Origin of the sequence: Streptomyces sp. CA-288835 (assembly GCF_050936385.1) — a bacterium.
In the GTDB taxonomy this organism is placed as follows: domain Bacteria; phylum Actinomycetota; class Actinomycetes; order Streptomycetales; family Streptomycetaceae; genus Streptomyces.
Window position 1 is genome coordinate 3145744 of the sequence record NZ_JBNJMW010000001.1, and the last position, 25436, is coordinate 3171179.

General features: G+C 68.2%; 14 protein-coding genes. 7 read left to right on the forward strand and 7 right to left on the reverse strand.

What is annotated here, in order from left to right; all coding sequences use genetic code 11:
• Positions 1–63: 63 nt before the first annotated feature.
• Positions 64–3537 (reverse strand): LamG domain-containing protein, encoded by a 3474-nt coding sequence (locus ACQEVY_RS14040; RefSeq protein ID WP_432948315.1) that lies wholly within the window; start codon positions 3535–3537, stop codon positions 64–66.
• A gap of 729 nt (positions 3538–4266) precedes the next feature.
• On the opposite strand from ACQEVY_RS14040, the gene ACQEVY_RS14045 reads away from it, so the two are divergent.
• A complete protein-coding gene (locus tag ACQEVY_RS14045; RefSeq protein WP_432948317.1) occupies positions 4267–4638 on the forward strand; it encodes a DUF6188 family protein in 372 nt (123 codons plus the stop codon).
• A 194-nt stretch (positions 4639–4832) separates the two neighbouring features.
• Here ACQEVY_RS14045 and glgP read toward each other — a convergent pair whose 3' ends face one another.
• Positions 4833–7460: an alpha-glucan family phosphorylase gene (gene glgP / locus ACQEVY_RS14050; RefSeq protein ID WP_432948319.1), complete on the reverse strand. Its 2628-nt coding sequence runs from the start codon at positions 7458–7460 to the stop codon at positions 4833–4835.
• A 458-nt stretch (positions 7461–7918) separates the two neighbouring features.
• On the opposite strand from glgP, the gene ACQEVY_RS14055 reads away from it, so the two are divergent.
• The 6 genes from ACQEVY_RS14055 (at position 7919) to ACQEVY_RS14080 (ending at position 18790) form a co-directional block, all read left to right on the forward strand.
• Positions 7919–9118: a S8 family peptidase gene (locus ACQEVY_RS14055; protein ID WP_432948321.1), complete on the forward strand. Its 1200-nt coding sequence runs from the start codon at positions 7919–7921 to the stop codon at positions 9116–9118.
• A 668-nt stretch (positions 9119–9786) separates the two neighbouring features.
• Entirely contained in the window at positions 9787–11886 is a 2100-nt protein-coding gene (locus ACQEVY_RS14060) for a maltotransferase domain-containing protein (protein WP_432955206.1), read from the forward strand.
• Positions 11883–13583, forward strand: coding sequence for a maltose alpha-D-glucosyltransferase (treS, locus tag ACQEVY_RS14065; protein ID WP_432948323.1), 1701 nt, complete (start codon positions 11883–11885; stop codon positions 13581–13583). The genes ACQEVY_RS14060 and treS overlap by 4 nt, the downstream gene beginning before the upstream one ends.
• A gap of 211 nt (positions 13584–13794) precedes the next feature.
• Positions 13795–15192: a maltokinase N-terminal cap-like domain-containing protein gene (locus tag ACQEVY_RS14070; RefSeq protein ID WP_432948325.1), complete on the forward strand. Its 1398-nt coding sequence runs from the start codon at positions 13795–13797 to the stop codon at positions 15190–15192.
• Between the two features lie 36 nt (positions 15193–15228).
• Positions 15229–17598 carry a 1,4-alpha-glucan branching enzyme gene (gene glgB, locus ACQEVY_RS14075; RefSeq protein WP_432948327.1) on the forward strand — a complete coding sequence of 790 codons (2370 nt, stop codon included), beginning with the start codon at positions 15229–15231 and terminating at the stop codon, positions 17596–17598.
• A 175-nt stretch (positions 17599–17773) separates the two neighbouring features.
• Positions 17774–18790 carry a helix-turn-helix transcriptional regulator gene (locus ACQEVY_RS14080; RefSeq protein WP_432948329.1) on the forward strand — a complete coding sequence of 339 codons (1017 nt, stop codon included), beginning with the start codon at positions 17774–17776 and terminating at the stop codon, positions 18788–18790.
• A 90-nt stretch (positions 18791–18880) separates the two neighbouring features.
• Here the strand turns inward: ACQEVY_RS14080 and ACQEVY_RS14085 are convergent, their stop codons facing one another.
• The 5 genes from ACQEVY_RS14085 to ACQEVY_RS14105 all read right to left on the reverse strand — a co-directional run bounded on the left by ACQEVY_RS14085 (position 18881) and on the right by ACQEVY_RS14105 (position 25352).
• Positions 18881–21154: a HelD family protein gene (locus ACQEVY_RS14085; RefSeq protein ID WP_432955208.1), complete on the reverse strand. Its 2274-nt coding sequence runs from the start codon at positions 21152–21154 to the stop codon at positions 18881–18883.
• 132 nt (positions 21155–21286) lie between these two features.
• Positions 21287–21643, reverse strand: coding sequence for a thioredoxin (trxA, locus tag ACQEVY_RS14090; protein WP_432948331.1), 357 nt, complete (start codon positions 21641–21643; stop codon positions 21287–21289).
• Complete coding sequence (locus ACQEVY_RS14095; protein WP_432948333.1) at positions 21616–22044, reverse strand: MerR family transcriptional regulator; 429 nt, start codon at positions 22042–22044, stop codon at positions 21616–21618. Before ACQEVY_RS14095 ends, trxA begins: the two co-directional genes overlap by 28 nt.
• A 60-nt stretch (positions 22045–22104) precedes the next feature.
• Positions 22105–23592, reverse strand: coding sequence for an AAA family ATPase (locus tag ACQEVY_RS14100; RefSeq protein ID WP_432948335.1), 1488 nt, complete (start codon positions 23590–23592; stop codon positions 22105–22107).
• A 386-nt stretch (positions 23593–23978) separates the two neighbouring features.
• A complete protein-coding gene (locus ACQEVY_RS14105; protein ID WP_432948337.1) occupies positions 23979–25352 on the reverse strand; it encodes a cation:dicarboxylate symporter family transporter in 1374 nt (457 codons plus the stop codon).
• Positions 25353–25436 lie beyond the last annotated feature (84 nt).

A 25436-nucleotide genomic window follows, 5' to 3' on the forward strand; every position in this document is an offset into this window, starting at 1 on the left:
GCGAGGCGGCCCGCACGGGTCGGTGAGTTCGAAGGTCTGGAGCGGAGGGCGGAGGTCAGATGCTCAGGTGGTGTCCGGGTCGGCCATGACCTGGGAGCGGACCTGGTCCGAGGTCATCGCTCCGGTCCACACCCGCAGATCTCCGAGGTTTCCGAGGAGGTGGTTGCCCGTGGATCCGCCGACGGCGCCACGGCCCATGGCGAGTTCACCGCTGCCCTGCTGGGCCGCGGTGAAGTCGGCCGTGTCGATGTCGGGTTGCGGGTCCTGGCCCACGTAGAGGTGAAGCCTTCCGCTGCCGGAGTCGCTGTCCTCTTGGGCGTCGAAAACGCCGGTCAGCTGCACCCAGGTGTCGGTCTCCGCGAGATCCCCGCCGGGTACCTCGGCGGTCTGGGTGACCTTGCCGTCGGTCCCGAGGGCGGTCCGGGTGAACTTCCACTGGTAGACGTCGTCCGCGGGCTTGACCAGCCACAGCGCCCAGGACGACTCCCCACCGGTCCGCTGACCCGCCACCTGTGCGCGGTATCCGACCGATTTGGCCTTGAGCTTTTCGGCGTCCACCTGCACACTCGCCGAGACCGTGAACGATCCGCTCTCGTCGATGACGGGGCCCGCCGCCGATGCGTAGCCTGCCGTGCCGTCCAGGGCCAGGGCGTTGTCGTCTTCGTTCAGGACGGCGCCCGTGCCGGACAGCTTCATCGCGGGTCGCGGGTAGGAGGTCTGCTCACCGATTTCCGTTCCAGTGGCGGATGTCGCGTCCCACTGGGCCACCAGTTCGTTGGCCGGCTGGTTGTCCTGGAGGGCTCGCGCCTCCGCGGTGATCTCCTCGGGAGCAAGCGCACGTTGCCACACGGCGACCTCGTCCACGCGGCCGTGGAAGTACTGGCCACCGGGCGAGCGTCCGATCCTCAGTCCTCCGGTCGCCGTCCACGCCTGATACGCGGACGACCGGGCGTACAGGTTGATCGGCTCGCCCTGCGGACGGCCATTCACAAACAGCTGAACGGTGTCGTTCTTCGGATCCGTGTCGGGGATGCCGTCATCGCCTTCGGTCTTGAACACGCCCACGAGATGAGTCCACACATGCGGCACGGCAGGCTGCTCGGAAGGCGACCGGACCCACACCGGGCTGTCGACGTCCGTGGCCGAGCGACTGAATCCCCACCTTTTGTCACCCGGCGAGTACGACAGTCCCAGCGCCTGCCCCAGAGTTCCGGACGCCTCCGACAGGACGACTCGCGTCTCGTCGGTGTTCGTGAGGTACGCCCAGGCGGAGACGGTGTACGAGTCCTTCGTATTGACCACGGGTGTGGAGGTGGTGGCGTAGCCGGTCTGCTGACTGGAGTTGCTCGTGTCGTTCAGCCAGAGCGACTGATCGGCGTCGCCGCGGCGGGCCATGGTGGACCAGCCCACACCGGCGTTGGTGAGTGCGGCGGGATGCCGGTCACCGACGGTGGCGGTGTCCTGGGCACTACGAGCACTCGCGTCGCGCGTCGCGTCGTCGAAGTGCCAGCGTCCCGTCTCGGCCTGAGCCGGGGACACCTTGAACGTGAACTCCGCCGGGGCGCCCCATCGGTTGCGTACGTCCTTGGCCTCCACGGAAAGCGTCTGGGTTCCCGACAGCGGTGGAGTCACATTGGGCACCGTGGCGGTCGAACCCGTGACTTGCCTGGTGTTCGCTGCCGAACTCGTCAGCAACCGCCAGCGGTAACCGGAAATATCCCTGTCAGCACTGTTCGGCTTGAAGGTGAACGAACCGGCCACTCCCGGACCGCCGTGCCCCTCACACAGATTGGTCGTGCACACGGTGTACGGACCGCCGCTGGTGATCTGCGGTGCCTTCGGCGCGGTGGAGTCGACGTTGAAGTAACACCATGACGAATACGCCGAGTAAAGATCACCGCTCTTGCCGCCGTAGGCCCAGTGCGACTGCGTACGCGCCCGGTACCGATAAATCCCCCCGTCCGCACGGTCGTTGGTGCGCACTTTCTCCAGCGTGCCGTCGGGATCCCAGCCGGCATCCCGGGGGCGGAAATCGGACCATGCCGTCTTCCACGTACTGCCCTGTTTGTTCTCGACGATGAACTCGGCCTGCAGCGAACCCTTTTCCTCACCCTTGCCCGGCTGGACCTTGGTCTGTACGCGCGCCTGAACCATGGGATCCAGTCGCGTGACGATCAGTGGCTTGGTGGACGACTTCTCGCAGTACGCGGTCTGGCCGTCGCCGGGGATAAGGCCCACGTTCGTCGGCACACCCGGCCGGGGCACGTACGTGACCTGAAGCTCGGCGTTGTCGTCGAACCGCTTCCACGCTCGCGGATCGCGCTCGTCCTTGGCCCACAGCATCAGCGTCAGCCGGGAGAACTTGCCGTCGGCGAAGGCCCGTACGGTCGAGGTCAGATTCTCCTCCGGCTGTGCCGGATCGTCGTTGAACTCGATCCACTTGTCCGGCTGGTCCGGGCTGCAGTTGTCCCCTCGCCCGGCGGAAACGAGCCGGTCCCCCATGTGGTCGATAGTGGACGGGCCCGGCCATCGGGTGCCCTCGGAGATGTTGTTGGTGCGCACCAGGTTGAGCCACTTGGCATCGCAGTTGAACGACCACGTCTCGTACGCGCGGAACGTCGCGTCGAGTACGTACTTACCGCTCAGCTTGCCCGGCCCGAATTCGAAAAGCATGCGGTCGACGTAGTTCGCACCGCAGTAGAAGCCGTCCGCGCTGCCGCACCGGCCCACGCCCATGCTGCCGTTGAACTGCCAGAACCGGTCGCCGTCCGAGGAGATCTTCGTACGCTCCGAGCGGCCGAGGCCGACAGGTGGATCGATGTAGACGGGATAGACGGTCTTCGCGCCGCGCAGCAGATCGAGGTCGGGCTTCACTGTGACGGTGCCGGGCTCGACCTGGACCGGCAGTACGGCGCTGGCGTCGCCCGCACCGGGCTGTGCGGGGTCCTGCCCGGCGGCGGCTTCGGGGTCTTCTGCCGCACCGGCAGAACGCAGCAACTGGGCCTGCACACCGGTGTCCTGGCCCCCAGCGGAGTCCCACATCTGACCGGCGGGACCGTTGAACACGGCGTTGCCGTCCTCGTCGACGGCCCGCAGACCACCGCCGGCGCCCGGCACGACCTCAAGGCCGTTACCTGCTGCGCTGAAACGCAGCTGTTCCAGCTCCGAACTTCCCGCAGCTTCGGACGACTTGACCACCAGCACCTGCCGGTAGCCCTCGGCCGTGGCGGTCAGCTGCAGATCCACGCCCGGCAGGACTTCGGCGTACGTGGCGGTATCCGCCTCCAGCGTGGGCTCGGGCAGACGGCCCGGCCAGCCGAGCGCGAACGACCGCCCGCCCTGCCCCAGCCGAATCATTTCGCCGCCGTCTCCGCCGCCGGAGAAGGCCAGATCGACCACAGCGGACTTCGGCCCCACGCTGCCATCGGCCCGACGCGCCAGAGTGGCATCGATGTCCCGCCACGATCCGTCGGTTGTACGGGTCCGCTGAGGTTCCGTCGACTGCGTCAGCGTGAACGTCCCGTCCGGGTTCGTCATCGTCCGCGAATACTCGGTGCGTTGAGCAGTGTCTTCCACGGGCTCCCCGGCGGCAGCCGCACGCTGCGAGGCGCTCAGCAGCGGCGCCTTCGCAGGCGAGGCCGCAGCGGGCGACGCCGAGGACAACAGCACGGTTACCGAACAAAGAACAGACCACGCCGTCGCAACAGCCGCGAAACGGCGCAGACGTCTGCCCCGAACGCGCGCCTGTCTGACCCCCACCTCTGCGCCCACGATCCCCACCCTGGCGTCACAAATTCCCCACAGATTCGAGACGGAACATAAACGCACAACAATTCACACCGTCAAGTGTGATCCACATCACTCAGGGCAGGTTGTCCCGTTAATATGCGACATGAATGGGTGGCTATTCAGCCATGCGAAGGAAAGGCTGGAATTCACCTTCGAGGTCAGGTGAATTGCAAGGGAACAGAGAGAAAACTCGACGGGCTTCGCGTGTAAACACAGGACGGAGCGGCTTCCGTCAGGTCAACCTCAGTACGCGGCTGCGGGTGGCAGCAGGGATGGCGCCGCTGTCCGGCGGTCTCGGGGCATGTGAAGCTGACGGCATGACGGCTGAAGTACCGCGTCTGACCGCCACGGTTACCCATGAGGGCGGGTGGTACGTGGCCCGCTGTCTCCAGGTGGAGGTCACCTCGCAGGGCGAGACCATCGAGGAGTCTCTGGAAAACCTCGCGAGGCGCTGGCGCTCTACTTCGAGGATGTCCGATGAATCTGAACCTCCGAGGTGAAGCAGTCATCCGCGTCTGCTTTGACGCGGCTCTCACCATCCTGACCAGTGGGGATTGTGAACTGCGCGTCGAGGGCGAGGCGGTTCTCCACGTTCCGGGCGGGGATCGTGTGGCTTTCGATCCGTGTACGCCGGACATTGTGGCTCCCTATCTCGTCCGACTGGCCCGTGACGTGATTTCTCAGGCCGAGGTGGGAAATTCCGGGGAGCTTGGGTTGGAATTCGAGAGCGGCGTGAAGCTGACTGTCCAGCCCGATGACGATTATGAGGCCTGGGGACTCGTCGGGCCGAGGAGAAGGCGAGTTATCTGCACGCCCGGAGGGGAGATCGCGGTGTGGAGCGAGGAGTGAAGGAACGCAGGGGGCGGGAAGCTCCCGATGTTGTCGGCAAAGCATCCCCGTGCAGGGGGTTGGTCCGGGAATTGTGACACTTGCCGGGGCAAGTGTCACAATTCCCGGATCGCCTACCTGGGGCCCGCAGCGTCGGCCGCCGCGCCGCACGGCGCGCCAGCCCGCCGCTCAACCACAAGCCGAGGCATCCCCGTTCACCGCATCAAAACCCCCGCCGCCTCCACCAACTCCTCCGAAGGCACAGCCACCAGCCCCAACTCTGCGCTCGACGCGAGCAGTCGGTGCGTAGGCAGGATGCGGACCGTGTAGCCGAAGGGGCCTGTGCGGTCCAGGGAGAGGGGGCCCTCGTAGTGCCAGTGGCCCTCCTGATCCGGGCCGCCTGCTGGTTTGAGGGGGATCGCTGTGCCGTCCGTGATGCGGTCCTCCGCGTCTACTCGGCCTGAGACCGCCTGGACCTCGACGTCGTCGGGGGCCAGGTCGCCCAGGCCCACTTGGACGCGTAGGGACATGGTTGTGCCTAGTTCTGCCGTCGTCGTGGCTGCCGATGTCTCCACGTGGTCGACCGTTACGCGTGGCCATGCCGTGCGGATGCGGGACTTCCACGTCGCCAACTCGCGGGCGGAGGAGGGGTCCATGGAGCGGTGGGCGCGGGCTGCGGGGGCGTAGAGGCGTTCCACGTACTCGCGGACCATGCGGCCGGCCAGGACCTTCGGGCCGAGCAGGGTCAGGGTCTGGCGGACCATTTCGATCCAGCGGTCGGGGAGGCCGGCGGGGCCGCGGTCGTAGAAGCGGGGGGCCACGCGCTGTTCCAGCAGCTCGTACAGCGCCGACGCCTCCAGGTCGTCGCGGCGGTCCTCGTCCGTCGCCTCCGTGCCGTCCGCCGTGGGGATCGCCCAGCCGAAGTCCGGCTGGAACCATTCGTCCCACCAGCCGTCCAGGACAGACAGGTTCAGGCAGCCGTTCAGCGCCGCCTTCATGCCGGACGTGCCGCAGGCCTCCAGGGGGCGCAGCGGGTTGTTGAGCCAGATGTCGCAGCCGGGGTAGAGCTTCTGCGCCATCGCCATGCCGTAGTCCGGGAGGAACACGAGCCGGTGGCGTACGCGCGGGTCGTCCGCGAAACGCACCAGTTCCTGGATGAGGCGCTTGCCGCCGTCGTCCGCCGGGTGCGCCTTGCCCGCCACCACGATCTGGATGGGGCGCTCCGGGTGCAGCAGCAGGTCCAGCAGACGGTCGCGGTCGCGGAGCATCAGCGTCAGGCGCTTGTACGAGGGGACTCGGCGCGCGAAGCCGATCGTCAGGACGTCCGGGTCCAGTACGCCGTCGATCCAGCCGAGTTCGGCCGTGCCTGCGCCGCGCTGGCGCCAGGACGCGTGCAGCCGCTCCCGTACCTCCGTGACCAGCTGCTCGCGCAGCACTCGGCGCAACTCCCAGATGTCCTGGTCGGGGATCTCCGCCACGGCGTCCCAGCGGTCCGAGGCGCCGACCGTCAGGGCGTCCTCCGTGCGCTGCGCGCCGATCTGGCGGGCGCCGAGGCGGAAGACCTCGGGCGCCACCCAGGTGGGCGCGTGCACCCCGTTCGTCACGGAGGTGATCGGCACCTCGTCGGGGTCGAAGCCCGGCCAGAGCCCGGAGAACATCTCCCGGCTGACGTGCCCGTGCAGCAACGACACCCCGTTGGCGCGCTGGCCGAGCCGCAGGCCCATCACCGCCATGTTGAAGAGGTTCGGTTCGCCCCCCGGATACGTCTCCATCCCGAGCTGGAGAATCCGCTCCACCTCGATCCGCGGAAGCTCCGCGTCGGGGCCGAAGTGCCGGGCCAGCAGCTCCCGGTCGAAGCGGTCGATTCCGGCGGGCACGGGGGTGTGGGTCGTGAAGACGGTGCCGGCGCGGACTGCCTCCAGCGCGGCGTCGAAGTCCAGGTCGTCATAAGAGAGTTCGTGAATACGTTCAAGACCGAGGAACCCGGCATGCCCTTCGTTCGTATGGAAGACCTCCGGCCTCGCGTGCCCGGTCAGCCGGCAGTACGTACGGACCGCACGCACCCCGCCGATCCCCAGCAGCATCTCCTGGAGCAGCCGATGCTCGCTGCCGCCGCCGTACAGCCGGTCCGTCACGCCGCGCTCGCCGAGGTCGTTCTCCTCGACGTCCGAGTCGAGCAGCAGCAGCGGAACCCGGCCGACCTGCGCCACCCAGATACGGGCCCGGAGCGATTTCTCGCCGGGCAGGGCCAGGGAGACCTGCGAGGGCGTGCCGTCCTCCTCGCGCAGCAGCGACAGCGGGAGTTCGTTCGGGTCGAGGACCGGATAGTGCTCCTGCTGCCAGCCGTCCCGCGACAGCGTCTGCCGGAAGTAACCGTGCCGGTAGAGGAGTCCGACACCGATCAGGGGTACGCCGAGATCGCTGGCCGCCTTGAGGTGGTCCCCGGCGAGGATGCCGAGGCCGCCGGAGTACTGGGGCAGCGCGGCCGTGATGCCGAACTCGGGTGAGAAGTAGGCGATGGCGGCGGGCAGTTCGGACGACTGGGCCTGGGTCTGGTACCAGCGGTCGCCGGTGACGTAGTCCTTCAGGTCGTCGGCCGCCGCGGCGAGCCGCCGCAGGAAGCGCCGGTCCTCGGCCAGCTCGGCGAGCCGTCCGGGCGAGACGTTCCCGAGGAGGCGTACGGGATCGTTCTCGGAGGCGGCCCAGCGCTCGGGGTCCACGGACTGGAAGAGATCACGGGTCTCGGCATGCCAGGACCAGCGCAGATTGCGCGCCAGATCACTGAGCGGGTGAAGGGCTTCGGGGAGTACGGGACGCACGGTGAACCTGCGGATGGCCTTCACGAGCTTCCACCTTCACGGGGGCCTACGCGGCAGCGGTGCGCACATGCTTACGCGTGCGCGCCTTTTGTCACCCATGACGGTAGCGGGGCGGTGCCGCCGTAACCACGGCGCCGGTCGCTCCGCGAGGAGCGCAGTTCTTCGTCTGCGGGTCCGCTGTGGCTGGTCGCGCCCCGCGGCGGAGCCGCAAATGTCACAGCCCCGCGCCCCTAACGGGGCGCTCCTCCCGCGCCGGAGCTACAGAGGGCACCGCCCCAGCATCTCGTCGTACAGAACCCGGCTGGAAATCGCCGCAACCTTCACACGTAAAGCACGCGAGATATGGCCGATTCCGCCACGGCACGCGGCCTTGTGGCACGTCACAGCGCACGAGAGGCTGCCAGAGGCGATCCGACCTGCACCTGTCAGGGCACCGCGCAAATGCGGTCGGAGTACGTCGAGTTGAGGAGGGGAACTCACACATGGCAGTGACGCACAAAAGGCGTCTGTCCTGGGCAGGAGGCCTCACCGCGGTCGTTACGGCCGCGGTGCTTTCGGCCACCACCCTGCCCGCACAGGCCGCCCCACTGGGGCAGATACTCGGCGCCGACGCCCCCGGCTCCGTCAGTGGCAGCTACATCGTCACACTCAAGGGCGGAACGAAGGCCCCGTCGAACGCGGGTAAGGGCCTCGTCGAAAAGTATGGGGCGAAAATCAGCCACACCTACAGCACCGCGATCAATGGCTATGCGGTGAAGGTCGACGAGCAGCAGGCCAAGCGGCTGGCCGCCGACTCACGCGTGGCCGCGGTCACGCAGGACACCAGAGTCACTCTCGATCACACCCAGAAGAACCCGCCGTGGGGCCTCGACCGCATCGACCAGCCGAACCTGCCGCTGGACAAGAGCTACACATGGCCGGAGTCCGCGGGCCAGGGTGTGACGGCGTACGTCATCGACACCGGAATCCGCACCACGCACCAGGACTTCGGCGGCCGGGCGAGCTCCGGCTGGGACTTCGTCGACAATGACGCCACCGCGCAGGACGGCCAGGGGCACGGCACGCATGTGGCGGGCACGATCGCCGGCACGACGTACGGCGTGGCGAAGAAGGCGAAGGTCGTCGGGGTCCGCGTACTCGACAACGAGGGTGCGGGCACCACGGCCCAGGTGATCGCGGGCATCGACTGGGTGACCAAGAACGCCCAGAAGCCCGCCGTCGCCAACATGAGCCTGGGCGGCTTCGCGAACGCCCAACTCGACGCCGCCGTACGCAACTCCATCGCGTCCGGCGTGACGTACGCGGTCGCGGCCGGCAACGACGGACTGCCGGCCAGCCTGTACTCGCCGGCCCGGGTCCAGGAAGCGGTCACGGTCGGCGCGAGCGACCCGGCGGACGCGCGGGCGAGCTTCTCGAACTGGGGCGCACGGCTCGACCTGTTCGCCCCCGGCGTGGACGTCACCTCCGCGTCGAACGCGAGCGACACGGCGAAAGCCACCTTCTCCGGTACGTCGATGGCGTCGCCCCATACCGCGGGCGCGGCGGCGCTGTACCTCGCCGATCACGCCACGGCGAGTCCGGCCGACGTGAGCAAGGCGCTTGTCGCGCAGGCGGCGTCCGGGAAGATATCCACCGCTGGCCTCGGCTCGCCGAACAAGCTCTTGCAGGTCAGCAACCCCTAAGTAGTTGCGCATTCACCGACCGGCCTCGTCCGCCATGTATCACTGGACGGGGCCGTTCGTGTGTGCGGAGATACGCGCGAGTAGTTAACAACGTGCCGGATTGCCCACCCGATTAGGGTGGGAAGGCTCCCCCGTACGCCCAGCAGGACCCACCTCCCCACACCCCCATCCGCCCACCAACGTTGACGCGGACAGGAGCGGTCATGCCCGCCACGCACCACTCGTCATCACCTCCGACGCACAGCGCCACCACGCCTCCCGCAAACGGGGCGAAAGCCGGTCCTCCGCAGCAGGCGGCGGCCGAGAAGCCGGACCAGGCAGCGGCCGAAAAGCCCGCCAAGGCCGAGACCTCCCCCGCGAAGGCGGCGGAGGCCTCACCCACGAAGAAGGCAGCGGCCAAACCGGTGAAGGCCGCCAAGGCCACGCCCGCGAAGAAGACGGCAGCCAAACGGGCGAAAGCCACACCCGCCAAGGCCACACCCGCCAAAGCCACGAAGGCTACGAAAGCTGCCAAGGCCGCCAAGCCTGCGAAAGCAGCGAAGACCGCTAAGGCCACGACGGCGAAGGCCAAATCAGCGAAGGCCAAATCGGCGAAGACCGCGCCGCCGAAACCCGAGTCGCCACAAGCCGAGCCTTTGGCCCAGGCCGAACCCACAGAAGCCACACCCCTGGACACCACGACATCAGATGCCGCGGCACCGGACGTCACGACACCGGCCACCGCGCCACCGCACGTCACCGCACCGAACACCGCGCCCCCCGGCGACGGCCCCCTCATCGGACGTATCCCCGTCCTGGACGTCCGCCCCCTCGTGGCCTGCGGGCGCCGCCCCGCCAAGGCCGTCGTGGGCGAGGCGTTCGAGATCTCGGCGACGGTGTTCCGGGAGGGCCACGACGCGGTCGCCGCCAACGTCGTCCTGCGGGACCCGGAGGGCCAGGCCGGTCCCTGGACCCCCATGCGGGAGCTGACGCCCGGTACGGACCGCTGGGGCGCCACCGTCTCCGCAGCGAAGGAGGGCCGCTGGACCTACACCGTGGAGGCCTGGGGCGACCCGATCAGCACGTGGCGTCATCACGCGCAGATCAAGATCCCGGCGGGGATGGACACGGAGCTGGTCCTGGAGGAGGGCGCGCAGCTGTACGAGCGGGCCGCCGCCGGAGTTCCGGAGAGCCGGGGTCGCCGTGACACGATCCTCGCCGCCGCGGACGCCCTGCGCGACACCGCTCGGCCCGCCGCAGCCCGCCTCGCCGCCGCCCTGACCCCGGACGTGGACCACGTCCTGGCCCGCCATCCGCTGCGCGAATTCGTCTCGTCCTCCGAGCAGTTGCCGTTGCTGGTGGAGCGGGAGCGGGCGTTGTACGGCTCGTGGTACGAGTTCTTCCCGCGTTCGGAGGGCGCCGTCGTGGAGACGGGCAAGCCCACGGTCAGCGGCACCTTCCAAACGGCCGCCCGGCGGCTGCCGGCGATCGCCGCGATGGGCTTCGACGTGGTCTACCTGCCGCCCATCCACCCGATCGGCACCACGTTCCGTAAGGGCCCCAACAACACCCTGAACGCGGGCCCGCACGACGTGGGCGTGCCGTGGGCGATCGGCTCCCCGGCCGGCGGCCACGACGCCGTCCACCCCGACCTGGGCACCCTGGACGACTTCGACGACTTCGTCGCGAAGGCCGGCGAGCTGGGGATGGAGATCGCGCTGGACTTCGCGCTGCAGTGCTCCCCGGACCACCCCTGGGTGGACAAGCACCCGCAGTGGTTCCATCACCGCCCGGACGGCACCATCGCGTACGCGGAGAACCCGCCGAAGAAGTACCAGGACATCTACCCCATCGCCTTCGACGCCGACATGGACGGCCTGATCGCGGAGACGCTGCGGGTGCTGCGGTTCTGGATGGCCCACGGGGTACGGATCTTCCGCGTGGACAACCCGCACACCAAACCGGTCGTCTTCTGGGAGCGGGTGCTGGCGGACATCGGCCGCACCGACCCGGATGTGATCTTCCTGGCGGAGGCGTTCACCCGGCCGGCGATGATGCACACCCTGGCGCAGATCGGCTTCCAGCAGTCGTACACCTACTTCACCTGGCGCAACACCAAACAGGAGCTGACCGAGTACCTGACCGAGCTGTCCGGCGAAGCCGCGAGCTACATGCGGCCGAACTTCTTCGCGAACACCCCGGACATCCTGCACGCCTATCTGCAGCACGGCGGCCGGCCGGCGTTCGAGGTGCGGGCGGTGCTGGCCGCCACCCTCTCCCCCACCTGGGGCATCTACAGCGGCTTCGAGCTGTGTGAGAACACCCCGGTGCGGGAGGGCAGCGAAGAGTACCTGAACTCGGAGAAGTACCAACTCCGTCCGCGAGACTGGGAGTTGGCTGAGCGCGAGGGCCGTAGCATCAGCCCCCTCATCACCCGGCTCAACGAGATCCGGCGTGCCAGCCCGGCCCTGCGCCAGCTGCGGGATCTCTCCTTCCACCAGGCGGACAAGGAGGAGGTGCTGGTGTTCAGCAAACGGGCGGGGACGGACATCGTGCTCGTGGTGGCGAACCTGGATCCGCACCACACCCAGGAGGCCACGGTCTCGTTGGACATGCGGCGACTCGGCCTGGACTGGCACGAGACCGTCCCGGTGCGCGACGAGCTCACCGGCGCCACCTACCACTGGGGCAGTGCCAACTATGTGCGCCTCGAGCCCGGCAGGCAGCCGGCGCACATCTTCAAGGTTCTGCGACCGTCCTCACCGATCGGAGGGTCACCCACACCATGATCGTCAACGAGCCCGTTCAGGACACGTTCGAAGACACCCCCGCCAAGGACCGCGATCCGGAGTGGTTCAAACGCGCGGTGTTCTACGAAGTCCTCGTCCGCTCCTTCCAGGACAGCAACGGCGACGGCATCGGCGACCTCAAAGGCCTCACCGCCAAGCTGGACTATCTGCAGTGGCTCGGCGTCGACTGCCTCTGGCTGCCGCCCTTCTTCAAATCACCCCTCAGGGACGGCGGCTACGACGTCTCCGACTACACCGCCGTGCTGCCCGACTTCGGGGACCTGGCCGACTTCGTCGAGTTCGTGGACGCCGCGCATCAGCGGGGCATGCGCGTGATCATCGACTTCGTCATGAACCACACCAGCGACCAGCACCCCTGGTTCCAGGAGTCGAGGAGCAATCCCGACGGCCCGTACGGCGACTACTACGTGTGGGCGGACGACGACAAGCAGTACCAGGACGCCCGGATCATCTTCGTCGACACCGAGGCCTCCAACTGGACCTTCGACCCGGTCCGCAAGCAGTACTACTGGCACCGCTTCTTCTCCCACCAGCCGGACCTGAACTACGAGAACCCTGCCGTCCAGGAGGAGATGATCTCCGGGCTCAGGTTCTGGCTGGACCTGGGCATCGACGGCTTCCGTCTCGACGCGGTGCCGTACCTGTACCAGCAGGAGGGCACCAACTGCGAGAACCTCCCGCAGACCCATGAGTTCCTCAAGAGGGTGCGCAAGGAGATCGACGAGCACTATCCGGACACGGTGCTGCTGGCCGAGGCCAACCAGTGGCCCGAGGACGTCGTCGACTACTTCGGCGACTACAGCGTCGGCGGCGACGAATGCCACATGGCCTTCCACTTCCCCGTCATGCCCCGCATCTTCATGGCGGTGCGCCGCGAGTCCCGCTACCCGGTCTCCGAGATCCTGGCCAAAACCCCCGCCATCCCGTCCGGCTGCCAGTGGGGCATCTTCCTGCGCAACCACGACGAACTCACCCTGGAGATGGTCACCGACGAAGAACGCGACTACATGTGGGCCGAATACGCCAAAGACCCCCGCATGCGCGCCAACATCGGCATCCGCCGCCGCCTGGCCCCCCTGCTGGACAACGACCGCAACCAGATCGAACTCTTCACCGCCCTGCTCCTGTCTCTCCCCGGCTCGCCGATCCTGTACTACGGCGACGAGATCGGCATGGGCGACAACATCTGGCTCGGCGACCGCGACGCCGTGCGCACCCCCATGCAATGGACCCCCGACCGCAACGCCGGCTTCTCCTCCTGCGACCCCGGACGGTTGTACCTCCCCACGATCATGGACCCGGTCTACGGCTACCAGGTCACCAACGTCGAAGCCTCCATGAGCAGCCCCTCCAGCCTGCTCCACTGGACCCGCCGCATGATCGAGATCCGCAAACAGAACCCCGCCTTCGGCCTCGGCACCTACACCGAACTGCCCTCCACCAACCCCGCCGTCATCGCGTTCCTGCGCGAATACCAAGACGACCTGGTGCTGTGCGTGCACAACTTCTCCCGCTTCGCCCAGCCCACCGAACTCGACCTGCAAGCCTTCAACGGCCGCCACCCCGTCGAACTCATCGGCGGCGTCCGCTTCCCCGCCATCGGCGACCTGCCCTACCTCCTCACCCTCGCGGGCCACGGCTTCTACTGGTTCCGCCTACGCAAGGACATGGCGTAGAACAGAGGACGTAGAACAGATGGCGTAGAAACGTAGACCCGTGCCCCGCGCGGACCCCGCCATCGGAGTCCGCGAAGGGCGCGGGGAACTGCACGAAAACGACAGGCGGGGGCGGTTTTCACCGCCCCGCCCTGGGCACGCATCAGTAACACCCCGCGCACCGGCGCGCCCCGGAGGCGACCCGAAGAAACAGGGGAAAGGACGCGACGCCATGTCGGAAGCCGTCACCCGCCCCGCCACGACGAGCCCGGGTCTCCTCGCGTCCCTGGATCCGTTGTTGCGTGAGTGGCTGCCGAGGCAGCGGTGGTTCGCGGGCAAAGGGCGCCCGGTGACCGGTTTCTCGCTGGTCGCGGCGGTCGAGCTGCTGCCATGGAACGCGAAGCTGGGGCTGCTGCATCTGCTCGTACGCGCCCATCAGCCGCTCACTGCCTCCCACGGCGCCCAGCCACATCCCAGCGACTGCTACCAGCTCCTGATCGGCGTGCGCGAGACGCTTCCGCCACGGCTGGCGCCCGCGCTGATCGGCCACCCGGAAGAGGGGCCACTGGCCGGGCGGACGGTGTACGAGGCGCTGCACGACCCGCGCGCCGCCGATCTGCTCCTGGAGGCGCTGCGGACGAGGACGCAGGTCGGCGCGCTGCGCTTCGAGCGCGACACCCGGCAGGAGCTTCGGGACGATCTGGTGCCACGGGTGGTGACGGCCGAGCAGTCCAACTCCTCGATCGTCTACGGAGATACGTTCATTCTGAAGCTGCTGCGCCGCATCCTGCCCGGCGTCAACCCGGATCTGGAGCTGCCGATGGCGCTGGCCCGCGAGCACTGCCCGCGGGTGCCCGCGCCGGCCGGCTGGATGATCGGGGACCTGGACGGCGATACGTACGTCCTCGGTGTGCTGCAGCGCTTTGTGCGCGGGGCCACGGACGGCTGGGATCTCGCGCTGCGCGAGCTGGCCAAGGGCGAGGACTTCACCGGCGAGGCGCGGGCGCTGGGGCGGGCCACCGCCGAGGTGCACACGGCGCTGGCCCGTGCGCTGCCGACGGTCACGCTGGGCCACACGCAGATGGAGACGCTCGTCGACAGCATGATCGAGCGGCTGGAGGCGGCGGTCCAGGCGGTGCCCGCGCTGCGTCCGTACGCACCCGGGCTGCGGTCCGCGTTCGAGGCGCTCGCCGAGCTGGCGGCGGAGGGCGAGACCTGGACCGCGCAGCGGATACACGGCGATCTGCACCTCGGGCAGTGCCTGCGGGCCCCGGCCGGAGACTGGTCGCTGATCGACTTCGAGGGCGAGCCGTCGAAGCCGCTCACCGAGCGCCGGCTGCCCCAGCCGACCGCCCGCGACGTCGCGGGCATGCTCCGGTCCTTCGACTACGCCGCGCACTCCCACGAGCCGCTGGTGTCGGACTGGGCCGATCGCTGCCGGTCCGCGTACTGCGCCGGATACGCCGAGGTCAGCGGGCGTGACCCGCGCTCCGAGCCCGTACTGCTGCGGGCGTACGAGACGGACAAGGCGATCTACGAGGTCGTGTACGAGGCCCGGCACCGGCCCGACTGGCTGCCCGTACCGCTGGCCGCGGTGCACCGACTGGCCGGCGGTCTCGCGGCTCCCTGAACCGCCCCACCTCACCCCGCCGAGGAGACACCGCCTGTGACATCCCGCCCGGACCCAGCCGACCAGCAGCCGAAGAGCACGAAGGCCAAGGCCATGAACGAGGTACCCAAGCCAGGTGTCAGCCCTCAGTCCGCCCCGGGGGAGGACGCGCGGCCCGCGGGGGCCCCGACCGAGCCGCCCGGTGCGGCGGCTGCGGTGCCGCCCGGTGCCGAGGTGCGCCCCCTGGCCGTACTCGATCGCGGTGACCGGGAGCGGCTGCTGGGCGGGGCGCACCATGATCCGCATTCGGTGCTCGGGGCGCATCCGGTGGCAGACGGTGTGGTCTTCCGGGCGCTGCGCCCGTACGCGCGCTCGGTGACCGTGGTGACGGACGAGCTGCGGTCCGAGCTGCACGACGACGGGGAGGGCTTCTTCTCCGCGGTGCTGCCGCTGCGGGAGGTGCCGGCGTACCGGCTGCTGGTGGAGTACGAGGACACCGTCCAGGATGTCGAGGACCCGTACCGTTTCCTGCCCGCCATCGGCGACCTCGATCTGCATCTGTTCGGTGAGGGGCGCCATGAGCAGTTGTGGAAGGCGCTCGGCGCGGAGCCGATGGAGCACCACGGGGTGAGTGGCACCCGCTTCACGGTGTGGGCGCCGAACGCGCGCGGGGTGCGGCTGGCAGGGTCGTTCAACTTCTGGGAGGCCACGGCGTATCCGATGCGGTCGCTGGGCTCGTCCGGGGTGTGGGAGCTGTTCGTGCCGGGGCTCGGCGAGGGCGAGCTCTACAAGTTCGAGATCACGCGGCCCGACGGTTCGAAGACGATGCGGGCCGATCCGATGGCGCGGCGTACCGAGGAACCGCCCAAGACGTCCTCCGTCATCACCGCCTCGCACCACGAGTGGCAGGACGAGGAGTGGCTGTCCCGCCGGGCGGCCCGGCCCGCCCATGAGTCGCCGATGTCGGTGTACGAGGTCCATCTCGCGTCCTGGCGCCCCGGCCTGACGTATCGCCAGCTCGCCGAGCAACTCCCCGCCTACGTCTCCGAGTTGGGCTTCACCCACGTCGAGCTGATGCCGGTCGCCGAGCACCCCTTCGGCGGCTCCTGGGGCTACCAGGTCACCGGCTTCTACGCCCCCACCGCCCGCCTGGGCACCCCCGACGACTTCAAGTACCTCGTCGACGCCCTGCACCAGGCCGGCATCGGCGTCATCATGGACTGGGTCCCCGCCCACTTCCCCCGCGACGACTGGGCCCTGGCCGAATTCGACGGCCGCCCCCTGTACGAACACGAAGACCCCCTGCGGGCCGCGCACCCCGACTGGGGCACCCTGGAGTTCGACTACGGCCGTCGCGAGGTACGCAACTTCCTCGTCGCCAACGCCGTGTACTGGTGCGAGGAGTTCCACATCGACGGCCTGCGGGTCGATGCCGTGGCCTCCATGCTGTACCTGGACTACTCCCGCGAGCACGGGCAGTGGACGCCGAACGTCCACGGCGGCCGCGAGAACCTCGACGCCGTCGCCTTCCTCCAAGAGATGAACGCCACCGTGTACCGGCGGGTGCCCGGCGTCGTCACCATCGCCGAGGAATCCACCGCCTGGGACGGCGTCACCCGCGCCACCGACCACATCGGGCCCGGCGGCTTCGGCGGTCTCGGCTTCGGGCTGAAGTGGAACATGGGCTGGATGCACGACTCGCTCGGCTATGTGTCAAAGGAGCCGGTGCACCGGAAGTACCACCACAACGAGATGACGTTCTCGATGGTGTACGCGTACAGCGAGAACTACGTCCTTCCCATCTCGCACGACGAGGTCGTGCACGGCAAGCGGTCGTTGGTGTCGAAGATGCCGGGCGACTGGTGGCAGCAGCGGGCGAACCACCGGGCGTATCTGGGCTTCATGTGGGCGCACCCCGGCAAGCAACTCCTCTTCATGGGGCAGGAGTTCGCGCAAGGGGCGGAGTGGTCGGAGGCGCATGGGCCGGACTGGTGGCTGCTGGATCCGGCGTACGGGGCGGAGGCGGAGCACCGGGGTGTACGGGACCTTGTCCGCGACCTGAACTCGGTCTACCGGCGGACTCCGGCCCTCTGGGAACGCGATACGGATCCTTCCGGGTTCTCCTGGGTCACGGGTGACGCGGCGGAGGACAACGTGTTCGCGTTCCTGCGCTTTGACGCGGCGGGCTCGCCGTTGCTGGTGGTGTCCCACTTCTCGCCGGTGGTCCGGCACGAATACCGGATCGGGGTTCCGGCCGACGTCCCCGCGTGGCACGAGTGCCTGAACACGGACGCGGGTGGGTACGGCGGCAGCGACGTCACCACCCCCGACCCGCTGAAGCCGGACGCACAGGGCTGGCACGGGCGCCCTGCGAGCATCCGGCTTACGTTGCCACCGCTTTCTACGGTGTGGCTGCGGCCGGCCTGAACGAAAATAGGCGACGCCATATAATCCCTGCCGGTCAGATTCAGGCTCCGCCCCATTTTCAAGCTTGCACTTTCGAGCACATTTCAGCCAATTTCGATATTGCAGGCTTAACACGTTCGCTCCAACCGCATGATCTGCTTGCCCATTCCAAGTGATCAGGTATTGGAGCAACGTCATGTCTGATTCTTTCGATTGCGTCACTCAGTACGTCTTCCGAATCTGCAACGAGGAACAGCTCTGCGTCCATGCGGGCGATGCTGAGCACTGCGAGATCATGCGTCATCCGACATATGAGCGCCTTCGCGCCAAGGCCATCATGATGGAAGGAGAGCCCAAACCGACTCGCTTGTGGGAATCCATGGTGGCCATGGGTCGGCTTTATGACATGCGCGGCGACGACAAGTGGCGAATGATCGTACTGGATTGCGTCATATCTTCGCTCCGTGGGCGCTCACTGCGGATTTCCCGGGACCTGTACGTCGACCTGTCCGACGTACGTTCCGACATGTTCGAGGCAGGGCTCGCCACCTGGACGGAAACAGTTCGCGGCGTCCCCCCACGTCGCGTACCCGCGGTCATGAGGAAGACGGCAATCCGGGCCGCATACCAGCGAGCCACAGACCAGACGCGCGAAACCGTCTTCGAGCGTCCAGAGGACTTCCTCAACGAGGACGGCTTCCCAGAATTGTCAGGACTCAAAGCGTCATCGCTCATCCACGGCGCAGACTTTCGCAACCCTGCTGTTGCTGAGCAGCTCCGAGGCGAACGGAATGGAGCCTTGTTTCACAAAAACAACTGCATGAATTCCGTCACGCGATTTCACGAAGACATCCGCGCTGGCCGTCGACCGGACATCACGGCTCGCGCCGCCAAAGCACCCATGCTGGCTCGCAGCAATCCATTCGGGCCGAGCCACTATTATTACATCTCGGATTTCCTTCCACCCTTCATCGGAATGCCCGCCGCAGCAGAGGCACTCGGAATCCCCGAGTCCGCCGCGTATCACATGGTCAGGAAGGGCACGTTCCCCTGTCCTCCCACCCGAATGGGTCGGAGCCTGAAGGTTCCCGTGCGTCCCCTGATGCACTACATGGACATTCCGGATGTCATCGTCCACCCCGACGATGTGGAGAACGGGGCGGCCCACGCCAGCGGTCTGGCGAGGCAGTTCCGCGACCCTCGACGGGAATAACATCCGGTTTAGTCGCCCAGCTCCGTCTTCGCTGCCCCACGACGGCGGCAGGACAACGAAGACGGTCGGCTCACACCCTACGACTACCACTCAGGCCTGCTTAAGCCCCTTCGGCAGCGGACTCGTGTGCAGGACTCCGAGCCGCTGCGTGGCCCGGGTCAGCGCCACGTACAGATCGCTCGTGCCGTACCGCGACGGCTCCACCACCAGCACCGAGTCGAACTCCAGGCCCTTGGCCTGGCGCGGATCGAGGAGTACGACCGACTGCGTCAGGTCGGGTTCCTCGCCCGCCGTGACGCCGTCAAGGCGCGCGGCCAGCGACCGGTGCAGATCGCGGGGCGCGATCACCGCCAGCCGCCCCTCCTCCGGGGTCAGTTCGGCGACCGCCTTCGCCACGGCTCCGGGCAGGTCGTCAGTGGCCCGCGCCCAGGGCCGTACGCCCGTCGACCGCACCGAACTCGGCGGCTCGAAGCCGGGCTGCTCGGCGCGCACCACGGCCGCCGCGACGTCCATGACCTCGGACGGAGTGCGGTAGTTGACGGCGAGCCGGCTGTGCTCCCAGCGGTCCTGGACGTACGGGTGGAGGATGCCGGACCAGGAGCCGACGCCCGCCGCGTCGGCCGTCTGCGCCGGATCCCCGACCAGCGTCATCGAGCGCGTCGGGCTTCGCCGCATCAGCAGCCGCCACGCCATCGGCGACAACTCCTGCGCCTCGTCCACGATGATGTGCCCGAACGTCCAGGTCCGGTCGGCCGCGGCCCGTTCGGCGGCGCTGCGGTGGTCGTCCTCCTCGTGCCGCTCGGCCATCCGCTCGGCGTCGATGATGTCGTGCGCGGAGAGGACCTCACCCGCCTCGGGGTCATCCTCCTCCTTGTCCTCGAACTCGTAGGTCCGTGAGGCGTACGAGATGTCCAGCACGCTCTGCGCGTACGCCACTTGCTCCTCGCGTTCCCGCTCGGCCGCGGCCCGCGCCGGCCGGTCGTCCTCGCCGAGGAGTTCGGCGGCCTCGTCGAGAAGGGGCACGTCGGAGGTGGTCCAGGCGCGCGTCACCGGGCGCCGGATGGCGTCGGCATCCGCCTCGGAGACGTAACCGTCGGGCTCGGCGAGGAAGTCCGCGACGAGCCGCTGCGGGGTGAGGCGCGGCCACAACTGGTTGATGGCCGACCAGACTTCGGGGTTCTCGGCCAGCTCGTCGCGGATCTGGGTGATGTCGCTGACGTCGAGCAGGTTCGAGCCGTCGTACGGATCCGTGCCGATCCGCTCGGCGACCATGTCGGTGAGGATGTTGAGGATGTGGCCCTCGAAGATCTCGCGGGCGGCGTTGTGCGGCAGCAGCGCCTCACGGGTGCGCTCACGGGCGACGCGCACCAGACCGTCGTCGAGCAGCAGGATGTCCCGGTCGTGCTCGATGCCGATCACCGGGTCGGGCAGGGCCTCCCGGTCGCGTACGACGGCGGCCAGGACGTCCGCCATGTCGGCGCGGCCCTTCACGGCGGCGGCCTCGGGGCTGTCGGTCGCGGTCGCGTGCACGCCGGGGAACAGCTCGCCGACGGTCGCGAGCAGTACGCCCGTCTCGCCGAGCGAGGGCAGGACCTCGCCGATGTAGCCGAGGAACGCCGGGTTCGGGCCGACGATCAGTACGGCCCGTTTGGCGAGCAACTCCCGGTGTTCGTACAGGAGATACGCGGCGCGGTGCAGCGCCACGGCCGTCTTGCCGGTACCCGGGCCGCCCTCGACCACGAGGACCCCGCGGTGCGGGGCGCGGATGATGCGGTCCTGCTCGGCCTGGATCGTCCGCACGATGTCGCCCATACGGCCGGTGCGCGCGGAGTTGAGGGCGGCGAGCAGCACGGCGTCGCCGCTCGGGTCCTCGTGCCCGGTGCGCTCCTGGTCGCCCAGGTCGAGGATCTCGTCGTGCAGGGCGGTGACGGCACGGCCCTCGGTGGTGATGTGCCGGCGGCGGCGCAGGCCCATGGGCGTATGGCCGGTGGCGAGGTAGAACGGGCGGGCGACCGGAGCCCGCCAGTCGATCAGAATCGGGGTGTGCTCGGTGTCGTCGGCGCGGATTCCGATACGGCCGATGTGGTGGTGGATTCCGTTGGTGAGGTCGATTCGGCCAAAGCAGAGGGAACCGTCCACCGCGTTCAGCGCGGCGAGCAGCCCCGAGCGCTCGGCGACCAGGATGTCCCGCTCCAGGCGCGCCTGCTGCGGCGTGTGGCCCTGTGCAAGTGCGTCCGCCAACGCGGTCTCGGTGCCGCCGCGCAGGGCGTCGACGCGCGCGTACAACCCGTCGATGAATTCCTGCTCACGGCGGAATTCATCGTCCGGAAAATCGTTGTTTGACAATTCCACTCCCGGCCCGATATACTGTGCCTACTGAACTTCTCCGCGACCTAATTCGAGTGAAGTCGCGAACCATTCAATATACGCAAAGAAATCCCCTGCGGGCAATTCCCGCGGGGGATTTCTTGTTCGCCTGTCCTGTTCGCCTGCTGGTCACAGCACGTCGGACAGTTCCTCCAGGAGTCGTCGCTTCGACCTGGCTCCCACCATGGACTTCACCGGCTCGCCGCCCCGGAACACCATGAGCGTGGGCATCGACAGCACCCCGTACGCGTTCGTGATCTCCGGGTTCGTGTCCACGTCCAGCTGGACCACCTTGAGCCGGTCGCCCTCCTCGGAGGCGACGGCGCTCAGTACCGGCGCGATCTGCCGGCACGGTGGGCACCAGTCGGCCGTGAACTCCACCAGTACGGGCAGCTCCGCCCCGATCACCTCCGCCTCGAAGTCCGCGTCCGTCACTTCGGCCACGCCCGCTGCCTTGATCACCGCGTCCGCCCTCCCAGTTCGCATACGGGTTCCGGGCCGCCCGGAACCTCCGCCCCGGCCGCCAGCTCGTCGCGCGCCGCCTCCGCCTTCAGCAGCTGCTCGCCGACCTGCGCTCGTACGGCCTGCAACTCGCCGATCAGCGCGTCCAGTTCACCGAGCTTGCGCCGGTACACGGCGAGCGACGCGGGGCACACGTCACCCTCCGGGTGCCCGGCCCGCAGACACTCAACGAAGGGGCGTGTCTCCTCCAGCTCGAACCCGAAGTCCTGCAAGGTCCTGATCTGCCGGAGCAGCTTCAGGTCGTCCTCGTCGTACGTCCGGTATCCGTTGCTGCCACGCCGCGCGGGCAGCAGCCCGCGCGACTCGTAGTAACGCAGCGTCCGCGTCGTGGTCCCGGCCCTTGCGGCCAGCTCGCCGATTCGCATGCCTACGAACGTAAGCCTTGACGCCGACGTCAAGGCAAACGCCCACCGGGCGGCACCGGCCTAGTCGTCGCCCTCCTCGACGCGCCAGTCCTCGTCGCCCTGGTCAGCCTCGTCATCCGGGTGCTTGACGCCCAGGAGGCGGCGGGTCAGGCGGTCGCGGTCGGAGAGGAGTTCGTCTACCGCCGCCCGGAGGTCGGCGGTAGACGTGTGGTCCGCGTCGCGTTCCGCCGAGATCAGTACGGCGCGGCGTATGAGCTCCTTGGTGAAGGAGGCCGACACGCCCTCGGTGCGGGTGACGATCTCCTCGGTGATGTCCTCGCCGAGGTCGAGGCCGGCTCCGTACAGGCTGAGGAGCCGGGCGCGGCCGTCGGCGTCCGGGAGCGGGATCTCGACGGCGAGGTCGACGCGGCCGGGGCGCTGGACGAGGGCCGGTTCGAGGAGGTCGGCCCGGTTGGTGGTGAGCAGGAAGGCCACGTCGGCGTCGTCGCCGAGGCCGTCCATCTCGTTCAGCACCTGGAAGAGCAGGGGCTGGGCGCCGCCCTCGAAGTCGCGGGCCTCGGCGACCAGGTCGACGTCCTCGAGGACCACGAGGGCGGGCTGGAGCATCCGGGCGAGCCGGCACGCGGGGCCGATCGCCCCCATGCTCGTACCGGAGAGGACGACGGCCGTGAACTCCGGAAGGTGGGAGAGCAGGTAGCGGATGGTGTGGGTCTTGCCGGTGCCGGGCGGCCCGTACAGGAGCAGTCCTCGGCGCAGATGCTGGCCCGCCGCGCGCAGCCGTTCGCGGCGCCGGGCCACCCCGACGACCTGCCGCTCCACCCGCTCCAGAAGACCGGGCGGCAGCACGATCTCCTCGCGGGTCAGCGCGGGACGGCGGTGGAAGCGGAACGGTCCGAGTCCGTTGTCGAACTCCGAGCCCTCGAAGGAGAGGATCTGCCCGCGGAAGATGTTGTGCTCGAGCATCAGCGCGTCGATGTCGGCGAGCAGCCGGTCCGCGAACGCCTTGTCGGGGGCGAGGACTTCGAGCTCGACCTTGTTGCGTCCGTACTCGTCCGCAGGGCCGCGCAGCAGCAGCGCGAACCGCTCGTCGCCCTCCTGCCCGAGGTAGAAACCGAAGGAGACACAGGCGAGTTCGTCGTCCGGGGAGACCGGCAGATGCGCGTAGTCGACGGCTCCGACCACGAACCGGTCGTACAGGTTCGCCGATTCGAGGATCTCGCCCAGCGTGAGATCACCGCGGCTCTCCGAGCCGGTCATCCCGATCAGCTCGTGCGTCCGCCCCTCGACGGCGAACCAGCGCTCCAGGGCCAGATGGACATTCGGGAGTTCGTACGTGGGGTAAGCGGCCTTGACCACCGGCTGATCCCCAGGGGTCGCACCCAGATGCGCCCGGAGCCGCTTGGTGAGATCACGGTAGCCCTCCCTGCGCCTGGGCCGAGCGACCGCCAGAAGGAACTCGTGGAAGAGACCGTCAATCTCGTCCAACGAGTACGGCTCCTCCGTGTCCTCTGCGCCCTCCGTACCGACAACCACCGATTCGTCCCCCATGCGTACCTCCGTACAGTCCCGCAACATTTGCGGCTTCCCAGCCTGGGACTTGAGAAGGGAGAGGTCAAAGGCTTTTCCGGCGAAGTGAGTTGGGCCAGTGACAACAAGGGCTCAGCCCGGCCACCGGGTGGGATGGCCGGGCTGAGCTTGTGAACCGGACGGCTGGCGAGGGGGAGACATTCAGCCGCCCGGGGGTCTAGCGGGTTTCTTGTGGCTTTTCGGAGGGGCCCCGCGCCTGGTCGGTTGGGCTGCGCACCTTCGGGGCGCAGCCCCTAAAGGAGGCCGCAGGCCTTCCTTTAGGGGCGCGGGGAACTGCGCGACCAGCCACAACGAACCCGCAGCCGGGTGCCAACCCGCAGCCCTACGGCGGCGAACCCGCGGAGCGACTACGCCTTGGCGAGCTCCTTCTCCTCGCCCTCGCGAGAAGCCACCTCGTCCCCGGCGGGAGCCGCGTGGTCATCGAGAAGCGTCTTCTCATCGAACGGCAGCTGGCCGGCCAGCACCTGATCGACCCGCCCCCGGTCGATCTCCTTCGTCCACGTACCGATCAGCACCGTAGCCACCGCGTTACCCGCGAAGTTCGTCAGCGCACGCGCCTCACTCATGAACCGGTCGATACCGACGATCAGACCGATGCCGTCGACCAGCGCAGGCTTGTGAGAAGACAGACCGCCGGCCAGGGTGGCGAGACCGGCCCCGGTGACACCCGCCGCGCCCTTCGAGGCGACCAGCAGGAACAGCAGCAGCGGAATCTGCTCGCCGATCGACATCGGCGTACCCATGGCGTCGGCGATGAAGAGGGACGCCATGGTCATGTAGATCATGGTGCCGTCGAGGTTGAAGGAGTAGCCGGTCGGAACGGTGATGCCGACGACGGGCTTGCTGACGCCCATGTGCTCCATCTTCGCGATGAGCCGCGGCAGCGCGGACTCGGAGGAGGAGGTGGACAGGATCAGCAGGAACTCGCGGCCCAGGTACTTGAAGAACGTGAAGATGTTGAGGCCCGACACCACGCGCAGCAGCGCGGCCAGCACGATGAAGACGAAGAGGAAGCAGGTGGTGTAGAAGCCGAGCATCAGCACGGCGAGGCTCTTGAGCGCGTCGAGACCGGCGGAGCCGGTGACCGCGGCGATGGCGCCGAAGGCACCGATCGGGGCGGCCCACATCACCATGGCGAGGATGCGGAAGACGAGGCGCTGGATGTGCTCGATCCCGCGCAGGATCGGCTGACCGGTGTCGCCCATGGCCTGCAGCGCGAAGCCGGCGAGCAGTGCGATGAGGAGGGTCTGCAGGACCTCGCCGCCGGTGAAGGCGGAGACGATCGTGGTCGGGATGATGCCGAGCAGGAACTCCTCGGTGCTCTTGGCCTCGGTGACCTGCGCCTGGCCGGTCTCCTTGACCGAGTCGGTGACGGCAAGGCCCGTACCCGGGTCGATGATGTTGCCAACGACCAGGCCGATACCGAGCGCGACCAGCGACATCACCGTGAAGTAGGCGAGTGCGATGCCACCTACCGCGCCGACCTTCGCTGCCTTCCGTACCGAGCCGATGCCCAGCACGATGGTGCAGAAGATGATCGGCGAGATCATCATCTTGATCAGGTTCACGAAGCCGGTGCCGATCGGCTTCAGCTGGACCGCGAAGTCGGGGGTGACCAGTCCGACGGTGATGCCGAGCACCACCGAGATGATCACCGCGATGTAGAGATAGTGGGTGCGGTCCCGCTTGCCAGCGGGCTTGGTAGCTGCCGTACTCGTCACGGCTGCCTCCTTGACGTCATCGTCGCATCACCGGCGTGCGGCTCACGTCCGGGGGTTGCGGTGACTATCCCGTGGGCTGTGAGG

What these genes read in the sequence shown, in the direction of transcription:
- ACQEVY_RS14095 (WP_432948333.1), bottom strand. Translation starts at nt 22,044, where the DNA reads ATGCGAATCGGCGAGCTGGCCGCAAGGGCCGGGACCACGACGCGGACG.
- ACQEVY_RS14070 (WP_432948325.1), top strand. Translation starts at nt 13,795, where the DNA reads ATGTCGGAAGCCGTCACCCGCCCCGCCACGACGAGCCCGGGTCTCCTC.
- ACQEVY_RS14055 (WP_432948321.1), top strand. Translation starts at nt 7,919, where the DNA reads ATGGCAGTGACGCACAAAAGGCGTCTGTCCTGGGCAGGAGGCCTCACC.
- treS (WP_432948323.1), top strand. Translation starts at nt 11,883, where the DNA reads ATGATCGTCAACGAGCCCGTTCAGGACACGTTCGAAGACACCCCCGCC.
- ACQEVY_RS14040 (WP_432948315.1), bottom strand. Translation starts at nt 3,537, where the DNA reads ATGACGAACCCGGACGGGACGTTCACGCTGACGCAGTCGACGGAACCT.
- trxA (WP_432948331.1), bottom strand. Translation starts at nt 21,643, where the DNA reads ATGCGAACTGGGAGGGCGGACGCGGTGATCAAGGCAGCGGGCGTGGCC.
- ACQEVY_RS14045 (WP_432948317.1), top strand. Translation starts at nt 4,267, where the DNA reads ATGAATCTGAACCTCCGAGGTGAAGCAGTCATCCGCGTCTGCTTTGAC.
- ACQEVY_RS14100 (WP_432948335.1), bottom strand. Translation starts at nt 23,592, where the DNA reads ATGGGGGACGAATCGGTGGTTGTCGGTACGGAGGGCGCAGAGGACACG.
- ACQEVY_RS14080 (WP_432948329.1), top strand. Translation starts at nt 17,774, where the DNA reads ATGTCTGATTCTTTCGATTGCGTCACTCAGTACGTCTTCCGAATCTGC.